Source organism: Bradyrhizobium genosp. P (assembly GCF_049949265.1).
In the GTDB taxonomy this organism is placed as follows: Bacteria; Pseudomonadota; Alphaproteobacteria; order Rhizobiales; family Xanthobacteraceae; genus Bradyrhizobium.
In genome coordinates, this window is sequence record NZ_CP188195.1 from 2,630,947 (window position 1) to 2,646,273 (window position 15,327).

Here is a 15,327-nt window from a genome sequence, read left to right on the forward strand (position 1 = left end):
GCTGCGACATCGGCCTATCGTCATCGAACGAACTGAGCCGCCCTCGCGCCTTGCCTGCACGCAAAAGCTAAAGGAGTCCAAAAGATGCGCGCGCCGAGCTATTCCGAGACTCTGGAATTCGCGATCGACAGGTCGTACGACATTAATATTGACATGCTGAGGTCGCGAAATTTGCACCTTGACGCGTTCAACGATTATCTCGTCGCTACATATCCGCCTCTTAAGGCAATGGGGGACTTCAATCCCGAAAAGCTGTTGGATCGGATTGCGTCGTCAATTGATCTGTATTTCCACATCCCCTTCTGTCATCAATATTGCACCTTTTGCCACTTCGGCAAGCAGATCAATCCACCTTCCGAGCGAATCGAGCGTTACTTGGCGGCTTTGGAAAAGGAGATGAGTTGGTCGGACGCGGCGCTTGCCGGCAGAACTATCGAGACGGCCTTCATTGGAGGCGGCACTCCTTCATTTTTGACGAACGATCAACTCAAAACGCTATTTGGCATGATTAAGCGGCGCTTTGATTTATCTAAGTCCGAAGTGAGTTTCGAATTACATCCCTCTCTTGGGACGCAAGCGGACGCTGCAGATCGCGTATCGACCTTACTGAGAGGCGGCGTAAATCGCTTCGTTCTCGGTGTTCAAACTCTAGATGAAAGTATTTTGCGGATCCTAAACCGCGGGCACGGTGTAGATGAGGTGATGCAGACAGTAAAGTTGCTTAAAAACATGAGCGTTGAGAATCTATCTCTTGATCTCATGTATGGGTTGCCGCAGCAAACGCTCCGAAGCTGGTACGACTCCCTTATCGGCCTGCTCGATATGGGAATAGAGAAGTTTAACGTATTCCCATTGATGTTTAAATCGACGGACCCCGTTGCTCGCCATTTGGCCAGCGGACGATATCAGTTCGCCGGGGCTAAGGAGCGCATCATAATGCATTTCATGGCGGAGCACATCCTTACGAGCCTCGGCTATCGCCATGGGCCGATTTTCTATTGGACTAAGAGGTCGCAGCCGCACTCCGTTCAACAGACCCGCAAATACGATTCCTGGAACGACAACAATCTGGTCCCGTTTGGGGTTAGCGGATTTGGTTACATGAGTCAGTGCCAGTTCTATAACGAGGCAGATCTGGATCGCTACTTGAACAAGGTTGAGGCGGGCGAGAAACCGGTGTGGAAGGGTGTCGTCCTGTCGCAAGACGAGCTCATGCGCAGAACGTTAATATTCGCTTTGCGAAGCAGCGGCGTGTTGCTCTCCCGCTTCGAGCAGGAATTTGGGGTATCCCTTGAGGAATACTTTGCTCGCGAGCTTAAAATCTTGAATGAGGCAGGGCTCATCTGCATTTCAAATGATGGCGTGCTTTCGTTGACTGCGTCCGGCATTGTCAATTCGGGCGCAGTATCGTTGCAATTTTTCTCGGATAATGTGCTTGAGCGGGTCGCATACAATGACAGCAGGATAACAGACAAACGGACTGATCTTATCGAAAAGCACGATTACTCGCCGGCCGCAAGATACGGGTCAAGTGTCGAGATGAAAGCTGTTTTTCAATGACATCGTGGATGTCCTCAGCTATGGCCGATAGTGGTTCGTTTGCCGCCCGGAACAGCCGCCGCTCTTCTCGCAGAGCATATTTTCTCACCTGACCGACAATATTGATCGCAAGCAGCGAAAACGCCCGCTTGGGCTACTCAGCAATTTTGTCGTCGAACAACTACCGCACTGTATTGCGGAGATCAAATTCACTGAACGACCGAACGAAGCGGTTCAGGCCCTTGGACGTACCATAAGCGCAACCACCGCGGAGATGAACTATGATGCGCTGTTACTGAGTTTGCCGCAGTCCGATTTCGAGGTCGCCAAGACAGACATCCAGTATCTCGTCAATTGCGCTTATCAGATGTCGGCGTTTGCCCGCCTCCCTTCCTGCGACGCCGAACTGACCGTGGGAATGGCATTGAGTCGCCTGGCGCGCTTGGCTTGTCAGCGGCAGCCTAGCATTGGGGTCTTGTCCTATGAGGATATGATCCTTACCAATCCGGTGCAGAGCGACGCACGCGTATATTGCCTTGGCGCGGCCGGCGTGGAGGAGCGCGATTTTTGCTTAGGCCATCAACTAATCGAGAGTGAATTTCAGTCAGCAATTGACGCTCTACTTGAGTTGCGTGATGTGGCCGGTGCGGATGCGGGTCAATGTCTTGCGCGATGCCTAGAGCGCCTTGAGTCGGCAAGTGGTGTTCTGACTGGCTTTGATGAACGTATGTCTCCGGACCTGTTTAGCCAGTTTCGCGTGTTTTATGGAAAAAATCCTTACAAGAATACGCTTGGCCCAAGCGGCCGGTTCTCAGCCCGCGTCGTGGCGGTCTCGGTGCTACTCGTCGGTGAAGAGCTGTTCCGCCAAAAGCCTCAGTTTTATAGGGACCTATATCGACTGTCCGAATACTATCCGCAGCGATGCATTCGCGAGGTATTCCGCTGGCTGTCGCCAGACAAGGGGCGCGTGTGGTTCAAGCCAGGTTGGCTGGAAGGGAAAGCGGACTTTCCCAGGTTTGCAACCATATCGCCCGTGATAGAGCGCCACGGCGGTGAAATCGAAGGGTTGCGCGCATCCTGTGTTTGTGCGCTGGATCGGTTTACCCGGATGCACCGTAGTGCGGCTCTAAAATATACGGTTGAGCCAGGTCGACCACTTGTCGGTGTTGAAGCGACGGAAAGTATAGAGGCTGTCCTTTCTCAGAGGTTGTTGACGCCAAGCCCGTCCGTAAGCCGAAGGTAGATTTACCTGGGCAAGCAAACAGCAATGCCGAGGCGCAGGCGTCCAATGCTACTCGAAAGGCGATGGTCAATGCCCCAGGACGAAGCGATCTTTCGTCGGTTCGATTCAGCGGATGCCGATAACGTATGGCATCTGCATAGAACCGCATCGGAGGATGTTAGTGTGTGTGGCCCGGAAGGCACGTGGGAGGATGATTTACGGAATATCGGGGAGGTATACATCGGGTCAGGCGGTGACTTCATGCTTGCGCATATTGGTTGCCGTCTCGCTGCCATGGGTGGACTGAAACCTATTGATGATGGCGTCGTAGAGTTGAAGCGTATGCGGGTCGATCCCGCCTTTCAACGACGCGGACTTGGAAGAAGGATTCTTGGTGAGTTGGAGTCGCGAGCCGTTGCGCTGGAATTCAAGTCGATCGTACTCGACACGACAACGATCCAAGTAGGAGCTCAAAGACTTTATGAGAGCGCTGGCTATGTTCGCCGCAGGAAAGGGATGCTACACGGATATGCGGTGATCTGTTACGAGAAGCGGCTCACCGCCCAGGATGATCCCTTCTAGAGCATTTTCACAATTGGTGGAATCGGAGGATTCCCAGCGCGGTTGCTCCATGATTCAGTTTCCGCATTGATTCGAGGCGGAGGCTTTGATGGGAGCACCTTATTCTCAAGATTTGCGTGAACGGGTCATTTCCGTCGTCGACGGCGGAATGGGAGCGTATCAGGCAGCGCCGCTGCTGCGGGTCAGCGTTTCCTACATTTACAAGGCGCTGGGGCGTTGGCGGGCGACTGGCGAGACGACGGCTCGCCCGTCGGGCCGCGGGCCGGCTCCGAAACTTGCTGCTCACGATGAAGCGCTGCGCCAGCGGATCGTGCACAAGCCAGACGCCACGCTGGAGGAGATCCGGGCGTGGCTGCTGGCCACGCACGACGTGAAGGTCAGTATCGGCTGCTTGTGGAAGCGCCTGCGCCAGCTCGGCCTGACGCTCAAAAAAAGTCACTGAGAGCTGCGGAGCAAGATCGGGCCGATGTCGCCGAGGCGCGTGTGGAATGGCGCGCCGGTCAGGCGGAATTGAGCCCGGAGCGCCTGGTCTTCATCGACGAGAGCGGCGCGTCCACCAAAATGACCCGGCTTTACGGCCGCTGCGCGCGCGGCAAGAGGCTCGTTTGCACAGTCCCGCACGGCCATTGGAAAACAACCACCTTCGTCGGAGCTTTGCGCCAGGACGGCATGACCGCGCCGTGCGTCTTCGACGGCCCGATGAACGGCGAGACATTCCTCGCCTGGGTCGAGCAGTTCCTCGTTCCGACGCTGCGGTCGGGCGACATTGTCGTGATGGACAATCTGTCGAGCCACAAGGTCAGGGGCGTCCGCGAAGCCATTGAGGCGGCCGGTGCGATGTTGCGCTATCTGCCGCCATACAGCCCGGACCTCAATCCGATCGAGCAGTTCTTCGCCAAATTAAAGTCCCTGCTGCGCAAGGCAGGCGCACGAACTCTCGAAGCCCTCGACAACGCAATCGCCGACGCCCTTACCCGCTTCTCGCCAACAGAATGCCTGAACTTTCTCGCCGATGCCGGTTATCGTCACCAACCATGAAAACGCTCTAGATGACCAAATAAGATTGGCAGGCTGCGTAATCCTTTTCGCGCCGCAGATGGCTCTATAATGCAGACCCGGCAATCCCGGCCATCGAGTGAGGGGATGGACAACGGGAGTAGCTTCGGCAGTCTTGGCCATCTCGCAACGTATTTTTTGCGGAAGGTCGTGCGGAAATGGTCGTGTATTGGAATCATTTCATGGAAAACCTGGCTGCGCTGGAAGCCCGAGCAGGAGCCGGCCGGCGCTCTGCAGCGTTCCTTCGCTGAGAAAGGCGTGCTGGGCCACCACAAAGCTGTCGCACATCGCCCCCGCTAGATTGTGCGTGGCGTAGACTGATTTGGTTCCGCCGAGACCGCAGGCGATCTTGGCGACTTCGGCGCTGCATCGTGCGGCATTCGTCGCGGCGAGCCGCATCAGCATCACCGTGGTCAGATTTGCCGCGCCATTGAGCGCTTCGTTCCACAGCTCCTCGGTGGCCTCATAGAAGAAGGAGCGGGCGGAGCGCAGCATGGCCTCGGCTCTGGCTATCTCCAGCTGGATATAGCCGCGGTCGGCCATAACGGGCGCTCCGGTGATCGAGGGGCGGCTCCTGGCCATAGCGATGACATCGTCCAGCGCGGAGCGAGCAATACCGATGCCGACGATCGCAAGCACCTGCGCGGCGAACGCGACGGACGGGTAACGGTAGATCGCTGCATCGAGCGACGTCCGGCCGCCGCGGATCAGGGTCCATTCCTCCGGCACTACGACATCCCTGACCACGAGTTCGTGGCTGCCGGTGCCTTGCAGTCCGATCACGTCCCAATTGGAGCGGATTGTCACCTTATCGGCCGGCATCACGGCAACACGCGGAAGGCCCTCGGTTGAGTCGCCTTCCACCGTGATGCCGACGCCGATCAGGTCCGCACCGGAAGAGCCGCTGCCGAACTGCCAGACGCCGTTGACGATAAATCCGTCGGTGCAGCGTTTGGCCGACTGCAGCGGGAAAAGCCCGCCTGCGTACACCACGTCGGGTCCGTTCGCATATATGCTGCGAAGCGTCTCAATGGGGAGCGCGGCGAGATAGCAAGCGGCACTGCCGAAGCTTGCTACCCAACCTGCGGAGCCGTCCGCCTCGGAAATGCGCTCGATCATGCGGCAGAACTCAGCCGGCGTTCGCTCCTCGCCGCCGAAACGCCTGGCGACCATCGCTCGATAGACGCCAAGCCGCTTAAAGCCGTCGATGATATCGTCTGGGATCTTCTGCGCGACGACGAACTCAGACCGACGCGCCCGGATCTCGGCGAGCAGGCTCGACAGAGTTGTCGCGCCTGGCTTGCTTGTCGTTACGCGCTTATCCTCGAGTGTCGGCTCCCTATCCTGGCCGCTCATAATGGCGCTCCGCCTGCTAGAACCAATTTGCGAGGAAACGTTTCGCATTGCTGCCGGGCACTGTACTCTTGTGCCAAGCCGACAACGAACCGCGCCGCGCCTTCACGCACTCTCGGTGCAGTCTAGGTGGGGATCCTCCGAGCCCACCTTTAACGTGTGCTCGTAGCGGGCAGTCGGCGCACCACCGCGGTGAATTCAGGCACAACCACAAAGCGAGATCCGTCCCGAACGTCATCGGCCAGCAATTGCTTGAGCGACGCTTCTCCACGCTCGCGCACGACGCCAGGCGAGAGCCCATCTGGGCTACAGCCCTGAGACGCAAATCGAAACGATGTTCCCGGTCCGGCACGCTGTTATCAAGCAGACTCATACGATACATCGTTCTGGGAGACTCTCGTTTACACACCCGAACAAGTTTCCATTTGCGGATATGCAGACGAACCGACTTGCGCAGGCTCTTTTGCCAGGAAAATGCCGCCTCATGAAGAAAATTAGGGAGCCAAGCTCCTCGGTTTCTTCGGAACCGACCGAATGATATGCCGCACTCGGTTTGACAGTTGGGCAACATTAACAAGTCAACGAACCGGTCTAAATCGAATTCCATCAGATTCATGCCTAAGCCAATGTGTGCATTTCCGCTTCCTTCATCAGTGCTAGTTGATGAAGTCAGGTTCGGTCCGCTCCAGCATCCGCCTGAAGGCAGCCCATTCAATATCAGATGTTCCCTGCACTTCGATGCTGTCGTAAAGATCGGCGTATTGCTGGGCGGTGTGGCAGGTGACTCCTTCGGAGAGAGGCGCAATTCTCGCGCCCGTAGCCTGGATCGCCAGCTGCGCAAGGCAGGAGCGCTCGAGATTGTGCATCAATTTGAAGGCTTCGGCGACCGAGCGTCCGCAGGTGATCATGCCGTGGTTGCGCAACACCATCACGAACTTGCCGCCAAGATCGGCGACAAGACGGGCGCGCTCATCGAGATTGAGCGCGACCCCTTCGTAATCATGATAGGCGACACGTTCGGCGAACTGCAAGGACCATTGATTGAGCGGCAACAGCCCCTCCTTCAGCGATGAAACCGCAACGCCCGCGATCGTGTGGGTGTGCAGCACACAAATCGCATCCTTGCGCGCCGAGTGGATCGCGCTGTGAATGGTGAAGCCGGCCGGATTGATGCCGAGCCCGAGGGGATCGTCGACAATGTTGCCGTCGATATCGACCGTGACGAGGTTGGAGGCGGTCACCTCCTCAAAGCGCAGGCCGAACGGATTGATCAAAAAACGGTCATGACCGTCGGGAAGGCTCGCCGAGATGTGGGTGTAGATGCTGTCATCGAGACCGAGCCGGTGAACCAATCGATAGGCTGCAGCTAGGTCGATTCGCCTCTCCTGCATTGCGTCTTTGACGGCGGACGTCGGCGCATCTCTTGTCATGGCTTCTCAAAACCTTCCGTTTGTCACGGTGGCCGCCGGACCACAGCGGACCAAATCAATGGATTCCTCGGTCGGTGGCTGTTGGACCGCCCTGACCGTGCCCATCCTTCACCGTGTTACAGCAATCGATGTGCCACCAAAGATGTTGCGCGAGCCTTGCTTTAACTGAGGAAAGATCATCTGTTACGTGCCGCGTCGACAGAATGCTTGTGCCTCAGTGTCTGGTTCCGGACATAAATATCGCCAACCGGACACGGCGGGCTGAACACGACAGCGTGGATGTTAAAAGATAGCGCCGCCGCTCAGCCGAACTCGATCATCCTTCGAGGACGACGTCTCCAGTTGCGATCTTACGACCGAAGCGCTCAACTGATGGCGACAACGTTCTGTCCCCAACGCCAGTATCATTCGATCAAGCGCCGCAAATTGAATGAGACTAGGGCGATGCTCCGATGTCGCCACAAGATTGACGATTTTGCCATTTCACAGATGAGATGGAACGCAAGTTATCCTGAACGCTGGGGGGCGTGCGCATCGTGATCGGCCTGCCGCTCAATCTGATGCTGCCGCGGACGGAGCTGACGGCCTCACCCGAAGCGCCGAGCTTGAAGCCTCACATTCCGATCGACCGGACCATGGTGCTGCTCTCGTCCGCGTTCACCGCCGCCTCGACGGAGACATCGGCGAGGGCGGCGCATCTTCCGCAAATCGTCGAAGCGTTTGGAGCCACGCCCGTTCAGGCGGTTTTCGCCGGCATGATGATCGGACCGGCTCAGGTCGGTCCACGCGTGCTGGAGGCCAGGCTACTGTGCCGTTTCCATCCGCTTGTCCCTACGCGGCTTGCCCGCCTCGCGCATCCGGCTGGCGCCTGTGTCATCGGCGTTTTCGGCGGCGGTGGCGCCGCTTGCGTTCGGGCTCCTGATTGACCCTTTGGGGACTTGAGGCCAACGTGTCGGTTTCCGTCTCGCTGCCATGGGTGGGCTGAAACCTATTGATTGATGACGTCGTAGAGTTGAAGCGTATGCGGGTCGATCCCGCCTTTCAACGACGCGGACTTGGACGAAGGATTCTTGGTGAGTTAGAATCGCGAGCCGTTGCGATGGAATTCAAGTCGATGGTGCTCGACACGACAACGATCCAAGTAGGGGCTCAAAGACTTTATGAGAGCGCTGGCTATGTTCGCCGCGGGGAAGGGATGCTACACGGATATGCAGTGATCTTTTACGAGAAGCGGCTCACCGCCCAGGAAGATCCCTTCTAGATGACCAGATAAGGTTGGTCTGATAGCAACCAAGCTCACGGACCAATTGACGGCATTCTGAAGCTCTTACCTTCCAATCCTCGAAAAATTCAACGAAATTGGCGAGTGCCCAGTTGTGGTTGCCGCTCGACGGCATCAGTTGCAAGGCGATGTCGATGTCACTCTTCTGGTGGTGCGTCCCTCTCACGCCGCTGCCGAATGCGATTTCGGTCGCCAAGATATTTGGCCAAGTCGACAAGATAGGCCCCTTTCGCACATTTTGGTGGCCTCGTTTCGGACCAGGGTATGAGGATTCACCTGCGCTAACGATCAACGCGTAAGCCGCTGAAGAACGTCGGAGCTTCCGTCCGCGCCCGCCTGCTCAATCTTTCGAAAGAACACAACGAGCTGTACGACGCTTCTGCGTACGAAAGCCGCGCAATCGAGATCGGTTGCGTGGCCTCGCTCCATAGATCTGGCGCCGCCGGTCCGGTCGGCCGGGCCGGCGGCGGTGACGCATGTTCGCGCCTGGCGCTCGTCGGGCCTTTGGCAAGGCCAGCGCCAGATCAGGATCGAGTCTTAGACATTATTTCTTCAAGCAGGTCCGCGGGCCGCACTTCCAAGGCTTGGGCAGTCTGCCAGATCGTGAGGAGGGTCGCGTTTTGCTGCCCTCTTTCCATGCTGCTTATGAAGGCCCTATCGACGCCCATGCGTTCCGCGACGGCCTCCTGGCTCAAGCCAAGGGACAGCCGGAATCGGCGTACATTTCCTCCAAAGACCTTGCGAATGTCCATCCGCAGGATAGGAGGGAATCGCGTATTTTCGCGCTACGTGTTATAATACGCGGGCACCACCTGCTTGTGGTCGCGGATGGAGGTTCGATTGTCGAAATCTATAGAAATGCGCTGCCGGTCGGCTTTTGTGGCATGCCATATGCTACATTGGCACACGATGCCAACTGGCAGAATTCGTACCTCAATTCGTATTTCAATTGCTCGTGCGGCGTAGGGCCGATGTCTAAACCAACGCTAGATCCCGACGTCGCAGATGTCGCGCCGAACGAGTTGGCGCTGACGGCCTATGACGAACAGCATGTCGTCACGTACATCCGCCTTCTGCAAGCGGAGGGTGAGGGGGCGGACTGGCGGGAGGTGGCTCGAATCGTCTTGGATATCGATCCGGAGCGGGAGCCGGACCGTGCGCGCAACGCATACCAGAGTCATCTTGCGCGCGCCAAATGGGTGACCGAGCAGGGGCGCCTCTTACGTGGCGTGGGCTCAAGATAGAAAAAATTGCCGACTAGAACTTTGCGGCTAAAACTATTTTCTCCCGCCAACCCGTGGTCATTTTCGGGCACCGCGTGGTGCCAAACGAGGGACTTCCTGCAACCCAATCGTTCAGAATTATTGCACCGCAATCCTTGTTAGCCCGTATATAATGGGGGGCGGAAGCAATGCCTGAACTCGACTGGCGGTCGCGAGACTCGTTTGGGAGCCTAGACGACGCCGAGATCACCGACGTCGCCTGGGAGGGCCTCCGTCAAAACGTGGACTACCGACGCGACTACGCAGCAATGATTGCGAGCAGCCCGGATGGCGCAGTGACTGAGGAATTCAGGAGGAGGTGGGGCATCTGCTTTCGCCCACGATCCGCAGAAGTCCTCCAAGGAACAAGCAATCTTTTGGGCGCCTGAAGTTCTAGCATCCGTCGTTCCGGTTGCGGTGACGGCGCCGGCAGTTCATCGCGGGTCAACGTCTCAGCCACTGCTCGACTTTACAGCCGGTGAGGTGTGCCGAGCCGCCGACGGTTGGCACGCGGTGCTGCGCATGGGTTCGGTGCAGCACCGCATTTGGTCTAAAGATCCGTTGGCTGTGGGCGCCCACTATGCGGCGCAATTGTCGTTCGATGGCGATTTCGAAGAACGGGTGCATGCTGCCCGGCGGCTGTGGCGCGCGATGAATGGACGCGCACCGGGTCCTGCCTTTCATCGCTTATCCAAACAGCGGCGCGAAAGGCTGATCGCGGCTCTTCGCGCGGCCGTTGCGTATAACGCTGGTGGAACCTATCGCAGCATCGCAGCAGCGTTGTTCGGCAAGAAGCGCATCCCGGATCGCGGCTGGAAAACGCACGATCTGCGCAGCCGAACCATCCGTCTTGTTCAAAGCGGCCTTTCGCTGGTGCGCGGAGGCCATCGCAAGCTTCTACGGCCCGGCCGCAAAGACAAATAGTACCTCAGCTTGGGGTATCGAAAATCGCCCCCTCAACATTCGGCATCCCCTTCCGAGAGCGTGCTTCTCCATGATGACCGCACACACGTTGGCGGCGCCAGTCGTAGCCCGCTGTCATCCTGGAGTTTTCAAATGCCCGATCTGACCGCCGGCCTACCACCGCGTTTCCTGCGCACGCCGGAGGCCGCGCGTTACCTTGGCCTTTCCGGTCGTACGCTCGAGAAGCACCGCACATACGGCACCGGGCCGACGTATCGGAAAATCGGCGGTCGTGTCGTCTACGCGCTGGATGACCTGAAAGCATGGGCCGATCTCGGCGCCAAGACCTCGACGTCAGACCCCGGCAAAGGGACGGTGCTGCCCGCAAAGAAGCATCCGGTCCTGCGCCCATATGCGGGCCAGGAACGTCGCTGATCCCCGCCCGAGAGCAGTGACCATGCGGCGCAAACACCATTCCGAGCGGGACCAGCTTGAGATCTTTCGGGCGTTGCCCGGCGATTTTGCGCCGCGCCATGCACAGGATCTGATGGCTTATCCGTTCTTTTCGCTCGCAAAGACCAAGCGCGTTGTGCCGATCGATTTCCGTTCCGGCGCGATCGCCATTCGTGTCGAAGCTGTGCCCGAACACGGTATGGCAACCATCTGGGATGCAGATGTCCTGATCTGGGCAGCGTCGCAGATCGTCGGAGGACGGGACGCAGGCCTGAAGACATCGCGCCTGATGGCTGCAACTCCTTACGAGATCCTGACGTTCGTCGGCCGCGGCACGAGCGCGCGTGACTACGATCGGCTTAAGGCGGGTCTTGACCGGCTGCAATCAACGACAGTGCTGACGTCGATCCGCCAATCGGCAGAACGGCGTCGGCATCGCTTCTCCTGGATTAACGAGTGGAAGGAGGCCGCTGATGCAAACGGACGCCCCCTCGGGCTCGAATTGATCCTGCCTGATTGGTTCTATGCCGGTGTGATCGATGACGCGCTCGTGCTTACGATTGATCGCGCCTATTTCGATCTGACAGGCGGACTTGAGCGCTGGCTTTACCGTCTCGTGCGCAAGCACGGCGGTCGCCAGCAGGGCGGCTGGAGTTTCGATCTTGTGCATCTCCATGCCAAGTCTGGCAGCCTCTCGCCACTCAAGCATTTTGCATACGACGTGCGCCAGATTGTCCGTCGGCAAAGATTGCCCGGGTATCAATTGGCGCTCAGGCACGACGCCAATGGCGCCGAGCGGTTGAACTTCGCGCCCGTGGCCATCGATCTATTCGCCGAGCGGCTTCGCAAGCGCGGTCGTGTTCCGCAGTCGGGAGGCCCCCTGTGAATCAGCTCGTGCTATCGGGGACGATAATCCTCGTGCCATCGGGGACCGAATCCTCGTGCTATCGGGGACCGGAATCGGACTTAAGTGCCTGTCTCCTCGCGAGTTCCAGCCGCCGTAACTTTACTAACCAGAAATCCTTCGGATTTCTTCTAACGGGCCGCGCAATTCGCGCAGCTGGGGATAACCGCCAACAGCCGTCCGCCTCTTGTTCCTCGCTCCACCGTCGACGACGGCGACGATGCGCTGTCGCAATCGCGCTCAAGCCAAGCAATCGGAACGTCTCTCAAACTCGGAGCATCTCATGAGCGATCTCACCGAAGTCGAGCTCCTTTGGCTCGAGAAGCGCATTGAGAACCGCATTCGGTTCGGGCGTTCCGTCGAGGAGAAAATCCTCGATCGGCGCCGGCGTCTGCTGTCATTTGCACCAGGCTGCATCTTTGCGTTCGTCCGTTGGACGTCGAACGACTTTGGAACGGCGATCTCACGGATCGACATTCTGCGGGCGGTCGCAACGGGACACCGGTGCTCGACGGTGCCTTATGTGAAGCCCGGCGGTGAGATTCTCCTACGCTTGTCGGGCTGGCCCAAGGTCGAACGGGTGCTTCAACTGATCGACGCCGTCGAAGCGCTCGGCATCGATCCGGCAGACGCTGCACCCGACTATTGGCATCACGTTCATAACCGCCTGTCCGTCAACGAAAACCCGCGCCCCTACACAAAGGCGCGACACCAGGCATGGCTTCACCGGCAGAGGGTCATGCGATGCCAAGACCGTGGACGACGTTGACCGCGATGTTCGCGGCCGCAGCTGCCCTTCTCGCACCAATGGTGCTCGAGACACCGCCGCTCTACGTCTGGAATGTATCGGAGAGCGTACCGATCGGCCTCTATCGCTTGCGGCCCGTGAATAACTTGATCGTCTCGGAACTCATCGCCGTTCAGCCGCCGGAACCGCTTGCGACTTTCCTGGACCTGAACGGCTATTTGCCGGTCGGAGTACCAATGCTCAAACGCGTGCTGGCGCTTCCGGGGCAGACCGTCTGCAGGAGCGGGCCCACAGTTACGGTCGACGCGATCGAAATGGGTGAGGCCCGAGATCGCGACGGCCGCGGTCGACCGCTTCCGAAATGGCACGGCTGCCGCGTCGTCGGCGAGGGCGAACTTTTTGTCATGAATTGGCAGTCCGCCGACTCGCTGGACGGACGATATTTCGGGCTTTTGCCAGCATCGGCCGTCATTGGCCGCGCGCTCCCTGTGTGGACCTGGGAGGACTGATCGTGCGCGTGTTGGGAATCCGATCTGCCATTCCTGTGTTCGGCCGAGTGCCGCGCCGTTCCTCCGTCCCGGCCAAAGACAGCACAGCCGTCGCGCGCAGCGCCGGTCTAGGGTGGCCGGATGGCCGGCGCGAAGCGGCATTATTTTGGACGGGCACGAGTACGGCGGCATGCTCGCGTTCAGTCGGGACGAGCGGTCGCGCCGCTGTGATGTTGTTGTTCCTTGCACTGACGATGAGTGACGCTGCTGCAATTGCGGAGACACGATCCTTAGAGCACACAGCGAGCTCTCGAACTAACGATCCGTTTGCGCACTTCATTGATGAGGCCTCGCGTCGCTTCGGCATTCCGGTGTACGGGATACGCGCGGTCTTGGACCTGGAAAGTGCGGGAGACGTCCGCGCCGAATCATCGAAAGGCGCCATGGGGCTGATGCAGATCATGCCGGAGACGTGGGCCGAGCTGCGTCTGCGATACGACCTTGGCAATGATCCCTACGATCCCCACGACAACATCCTTGCTGGTACGGCCTATCTCCGCGAGCTGCACGACCGATACGGTTCGCTGGGTTTCCTGGCGGCCTACAACGCGGGACCTGCTCGCTATGAAGAACATCTCGCTGGTCGAGCGCTGCCGACCGAGACCCATGCCTATCTGGCAAACCTTGTCCCAAAACTCGGCAGCAACACCTCCGCTTTCGGGGTAGTCACCAACTTACGGCCGTCGCCAGCGACGCCCTTCGTTGCGCTGTCCGAAGGCTCAAAGACCTCTATCTCGACGCAGCTGGCCGGATGCCGAATCACATTCCGACCGCTGTCGCCGCTCACGACATTTCGGCCATTGTACCGCACGCCACCGGGCTGTTCGTCGCGAGATCTCACGCGGGAGGTCGGCGATGAGCGACCGCGCAGGCTTGCATGCATCAGCGTGCCCTGGAGAAGAATGGGCGGAAAGGCGAGGGCAGTGGGGAGGCACGCCAGCAGAAACGCCGTCCGTAATCGGACCGCACCGGGACTTGCGGCAGCAGAGCAAGTACCCGGCACGACGAATGACGAGCACAGTGCACCCGCTCAGCAACGCGGGAGGCGAGCGATGGAATTCTTCTGTGGCCTGGATGTCGGCATGGACGAGACGGCAATCTGCGTGGTGGATGACCAGGGCAAGGCGGCTCTGAAGCCGTATCTCGGCCGCTTGCGGCCGCTCGGCCACGAGGCCGGGTCATGGTCGCCCTGGCTGCATCCGGAGTTGCTCAAGCTCGGCCTGCCGGCGGTCTGCCTGGAAACCTTCCACGTCCGCGCCGCGCTGAAGGCGCAGCGCAACAAGACCGACCGGACCGATGCACTCGGCATTGCCCACATCATGCGGACCGGCTGGTTCCGCAAGGCCCATATCAAGAGCGAGGCCTGCTACCGGCTGCGGCTGCTGTTGACGCACCGGCGCAATCTGAAGCGCAAGTGTCTCGATCTGGAGAACGCGATCCGGCATTCGCTGAAGGTCTTTGGCATCCGCCTGAACCGGGTCGGGCGCAGCGGTTTTGCGCAAGTCGCGCGCGAGGCGGTGGCTCACGATGCGCTGGTCAGCGAGCTGATCGACGCCCTGCTGACTGCGCGCGCCGCGCTGTGGAAACAATACTGCCGGCTGCACGATCTGGTGGTCAAACTGGTTGCCGGCCACGAGCTATGCTGGCGGTTCATGCAGATTCCCGGCGTCGGCCCGATTGCGGCATTGAGCTTCATGACCGCGGTCGACGACACGTCGCGGTTCAAGCGCTCGCGCGACGTGGCGGCCTCCGCGCTGCTGACCCGCTACAAGAAAAAGGACAAGGTCAAGACTTGGGGCCTGGTGCTGGCGAAGCGGTCCTCGCACCGCAAGGCCACGGTCGCGGTGGCGCGCAAGCTGGCGGTGATCATGCACGCGATATGGAGTAGCGGCACGTTTTATTGCGGCGACCCGGACGCCTCGGCGGTGGACGTCGGCGCGTGTGCCGCAGCCAAGGACCACAGATTGCTGGGGGCGCACGCATGAACAGCGCGACAGATTTGCAGATCAGCGGCGCGATGATCGCCGCACATTGAACAAGGAGCT

16 protein-coding genes and 2 pseudogenes are annotated in these 15,327 nt (G+C 59.0%); 15 read left to right on the forward strand and 3 right to left on the reverse strand.

Features of this window, described 5'->3' with window-relative positions; genetic code table 11:
• The first annotated feature begins 84 nt into the window (after positions 1-84).
• The 4 genes from ACP2YO_RS12730 (at position 85) to ACP2YO_RS12745 (ending at position 4,381) form a co-directional block, all read left to right on the forward strand.
• A complete protein-coding gene (locus tag ACP2YO_RS12730) occupies positions 85-1,560 on the forward strand; it encodes a coproporphyrinogen-III oxidase family protein (RefSeq protein ID WP_426441174.1) in 1,476 nt (491 codons plus the stop codon).
• A 253-nt stretch (positions 1,561-1,813) separates the two neighbouring features.
• Positions 1,814-2,782, forward strand: coding sequence for a hypothetical protein (locus tag ACP2YO_RS12735; RefSeq protein WP_426441175.1), 969 nt, complete (start codon positions 1,814-1,816; stop codon positions 2,780-2,782).
• 69 nt (positions 2,783-2,851) lie between these two features.
• Positions 2,852-3,343, forward strand: coding sequence for a GNAT family N-acetyltransferase (locus tag ACP2YO_RS12740; RefSeq protein ID WP_426441176.1), 492 nt, complete (start codon positions 2,852-2,854; stop codon positions 3,341-3,343).
• Positions 3,344-3,431: 88 nt separating this feature from the next.
• A protein-coding gene (locus ACP2YO_RS12745) for an IS630 family transposase (protein WP_426435017.1) occupies positions 3,432-4,381 on the forward strand; the annotation gives its coding sequence in 2 pieces (ribosomal slippage) (positions 3,432-3,768 and positions 3,768-4,381; 951 coding nt in all).
• A gap of 198 nt (positions 4,382-4,579) precedes the next feature.
• Here the strand turns inward: ACP2YO_RS12745 and ACP2YO_RS12750 are convergent.
• Both ACP2YO_RS12750 and ACP2YO_RS12755 read right to left on the reverse strand, forming a co-directional pair.
• Positions 4,580-5,755: an acyl-CoA dehydrogenase family protein gene (locus tag ACP2YO_RS12750; protein ID WP_426441177.1), complete on the reverse strand. Its 1,176-nt coding sequence runs from the start codon at positions 5,753-5,755 to the stop codon at positions 4,580-4,582.
• Positions 5,756-6,408: 653 nt separating this feature from the next.
• Positions 6,409-7,182 carry a class II aldolase/adducin family protein gene (locus tag ACP2YO_RS12755; protein ID WP_426441178.1) on the reverse strand — a complete coding sequence of 258 codons (774 nt, stop codon included), beginning with the start codon at positions 7,180-7,182 and terminating at the stop codon, positions 6,409-6,411.
• A gap of 533 nt (positions 7,183-7,715) precedes the next feature.
• Between ACP2YO_RS12755 and ACP2YO_RS12760 the strand changes: the two are divergent.
• Both ACP2YO_RS12760 and ACP2YO_RS12765 read left to right on the forward strand, forming a co-directional pair.
• A pseudogene (locus tag ACP2YO_RS12760) lies at positions 7,716-8,087 on the forward strand (MFS transporter); the annotation flags it as partial.
• A gap of 116 nt (positions 8,088-8,203) precedes the next feature.
• Positions 8,204-8,443, forward strand: a complete 240-nt coding sequence (locus ACP2YO_RS12765; protein ID WP_426443160.1) for a GNAT family N-acetyltransferase — start codon at positions 8,204-8,206, stop codon at positions 8,441-8,443.
• Here ACP2YO_RS12765 and ACP2YO_RS12770 read toward each other — a convergent pair.
• The gene (locus ACP2YO_RS12770) at positions 8,418-8,660 is read right to left on the reverse strand and encodes a nucleotidyltransferase domain-containing protein (RefSeq protein ID WP_426441179.1); all 243 of its coding nucleotides are present in this window, start codon (positions 8,658-8,660) and stop codon (positions 8,418-8,420) included. The genes ACP2YO_RS12765 and ACP2YO_RS12770 overlap by 26 nt on opposite strands.
• 775 nt (positions 8,661-9,435) lie before the next feature.
• On the opposite strand from ACP2YO_RS12770, the gene ACP2YO_RS12775 reads away from it, so the two are divergent.
• The 9 genes and pseudogenes from ACP2YO_RS12775 (at position 9,436) to ACP2YO_RS12815 (ending at position 15,267) form a co-directional block, all read left to right on the forward strand.
• On the forward strand, positions 9,436-9,708 hold the full coding sequence (locus tag ACP2YO_RS12775; RefSeq protein WP_426443161.1) for a DUF2285 domain-containing protein: 273 nt from the start codon (positions 9,436-9,438) through the stop codon (positions 9,706-9,708).
• Between the two features lie 167 nt (positions 9,709-9,875).
• A complete protein-coding gene (locus ACP2YO_RS12780) occupies positions 9,876-10,115 on the forward strand; it encodes a transcriptional regulator domain-containing protein (protein ID WP_426441180.1) in 240 nt (79 codons plus the stop codon).
• A 133-nt stretch (positions 10,116-10,248) separates the two neighbouring features.
• Positions 10,249-10,650: a DUF2285 domain-containing protein gene (locus ACP2YO_RS12785; protein ID WP_426441181.1), complete on the forward strand. Its 402-nt coding sequence runs from the start codon at positions 10,249-10,251 to the stop codon at positions 10,648-10,650.
• A 132-nt stretch (positions 10,651-10,782) separates the two neighbouring features.
• A complete protein-coding gene (locus ACP2YO_RS12790) occupies positions 10,783-11,064 on the forward strand; it encodes a helix-turn-helix transcriptional regulator (protein WP_426441182.1) in 282 nt (93 codons plus the stop codon).
• Between the two features lie 22 nt (positions 11,065-11,086).
• Positions 11,087-11,968 (forward strand): replication initiator protein A, encoded by an 882-nt coding sequence (locus ACP2YO_RS12795; protein ID WP_426441183.1) that lies wholly within the window; start codon positions 11,087-11,089, stop codon positions 11,966-11,968.
• A 301-nt stretch (positions 11,969-12,269) separates the two neighbouring features.
• Positions 12,270-12,755: a DUF2840 domain-containing protein gene (locus tag ACP2YO_RS12800; protein ID WP_426441184.1), complete on the forward strand. Its 486-nt coding sequence runs from the start codon at positions 12,270-12,272 to the stop codon at positions 12,753-12,755.
• Positions 12,731-13,243, forward strand: a complete 513-nt coding sequence (locus ACP2YO_RS12805; RefSeq protein ID WP_426441185.1) for a S26 family signal peptidase — start codon at positions 12,731-12,733, stop codon at positions 13,241-13,243. The genes ACP2YO_RS12800 and ACP2YO_RS12805 overlap by 25 nt, the downstream gene beginning before the upstream one ends.
• Positions 13,244-13,476: 233 nt before the next feature.
• Positions 13,477-13,797 (forward strand): annotated as a pseudogene (locus ACP2YO_RS12810) (lytic transglycosylase domain-containing protein); the annotation flags it as partial.
• A gap of 537 nt (positions 13,798-14,334) precedes the next feature.
• The gene (locus ACP2YO_RS12815; RefSeq protein ID WP_426443162.1) at positions 14,335-15,267 is read left to right on the forward strand and encodes an IS110 family transposase; all 933 of its coding nucleotides are present in this window, start codon (positions 14,335-14,337) and stop codon (positions 15,265-15,267) included.
• The last annotated feature ends 60 nt before the right edge of the window (positions 15,268-15,327 follow it).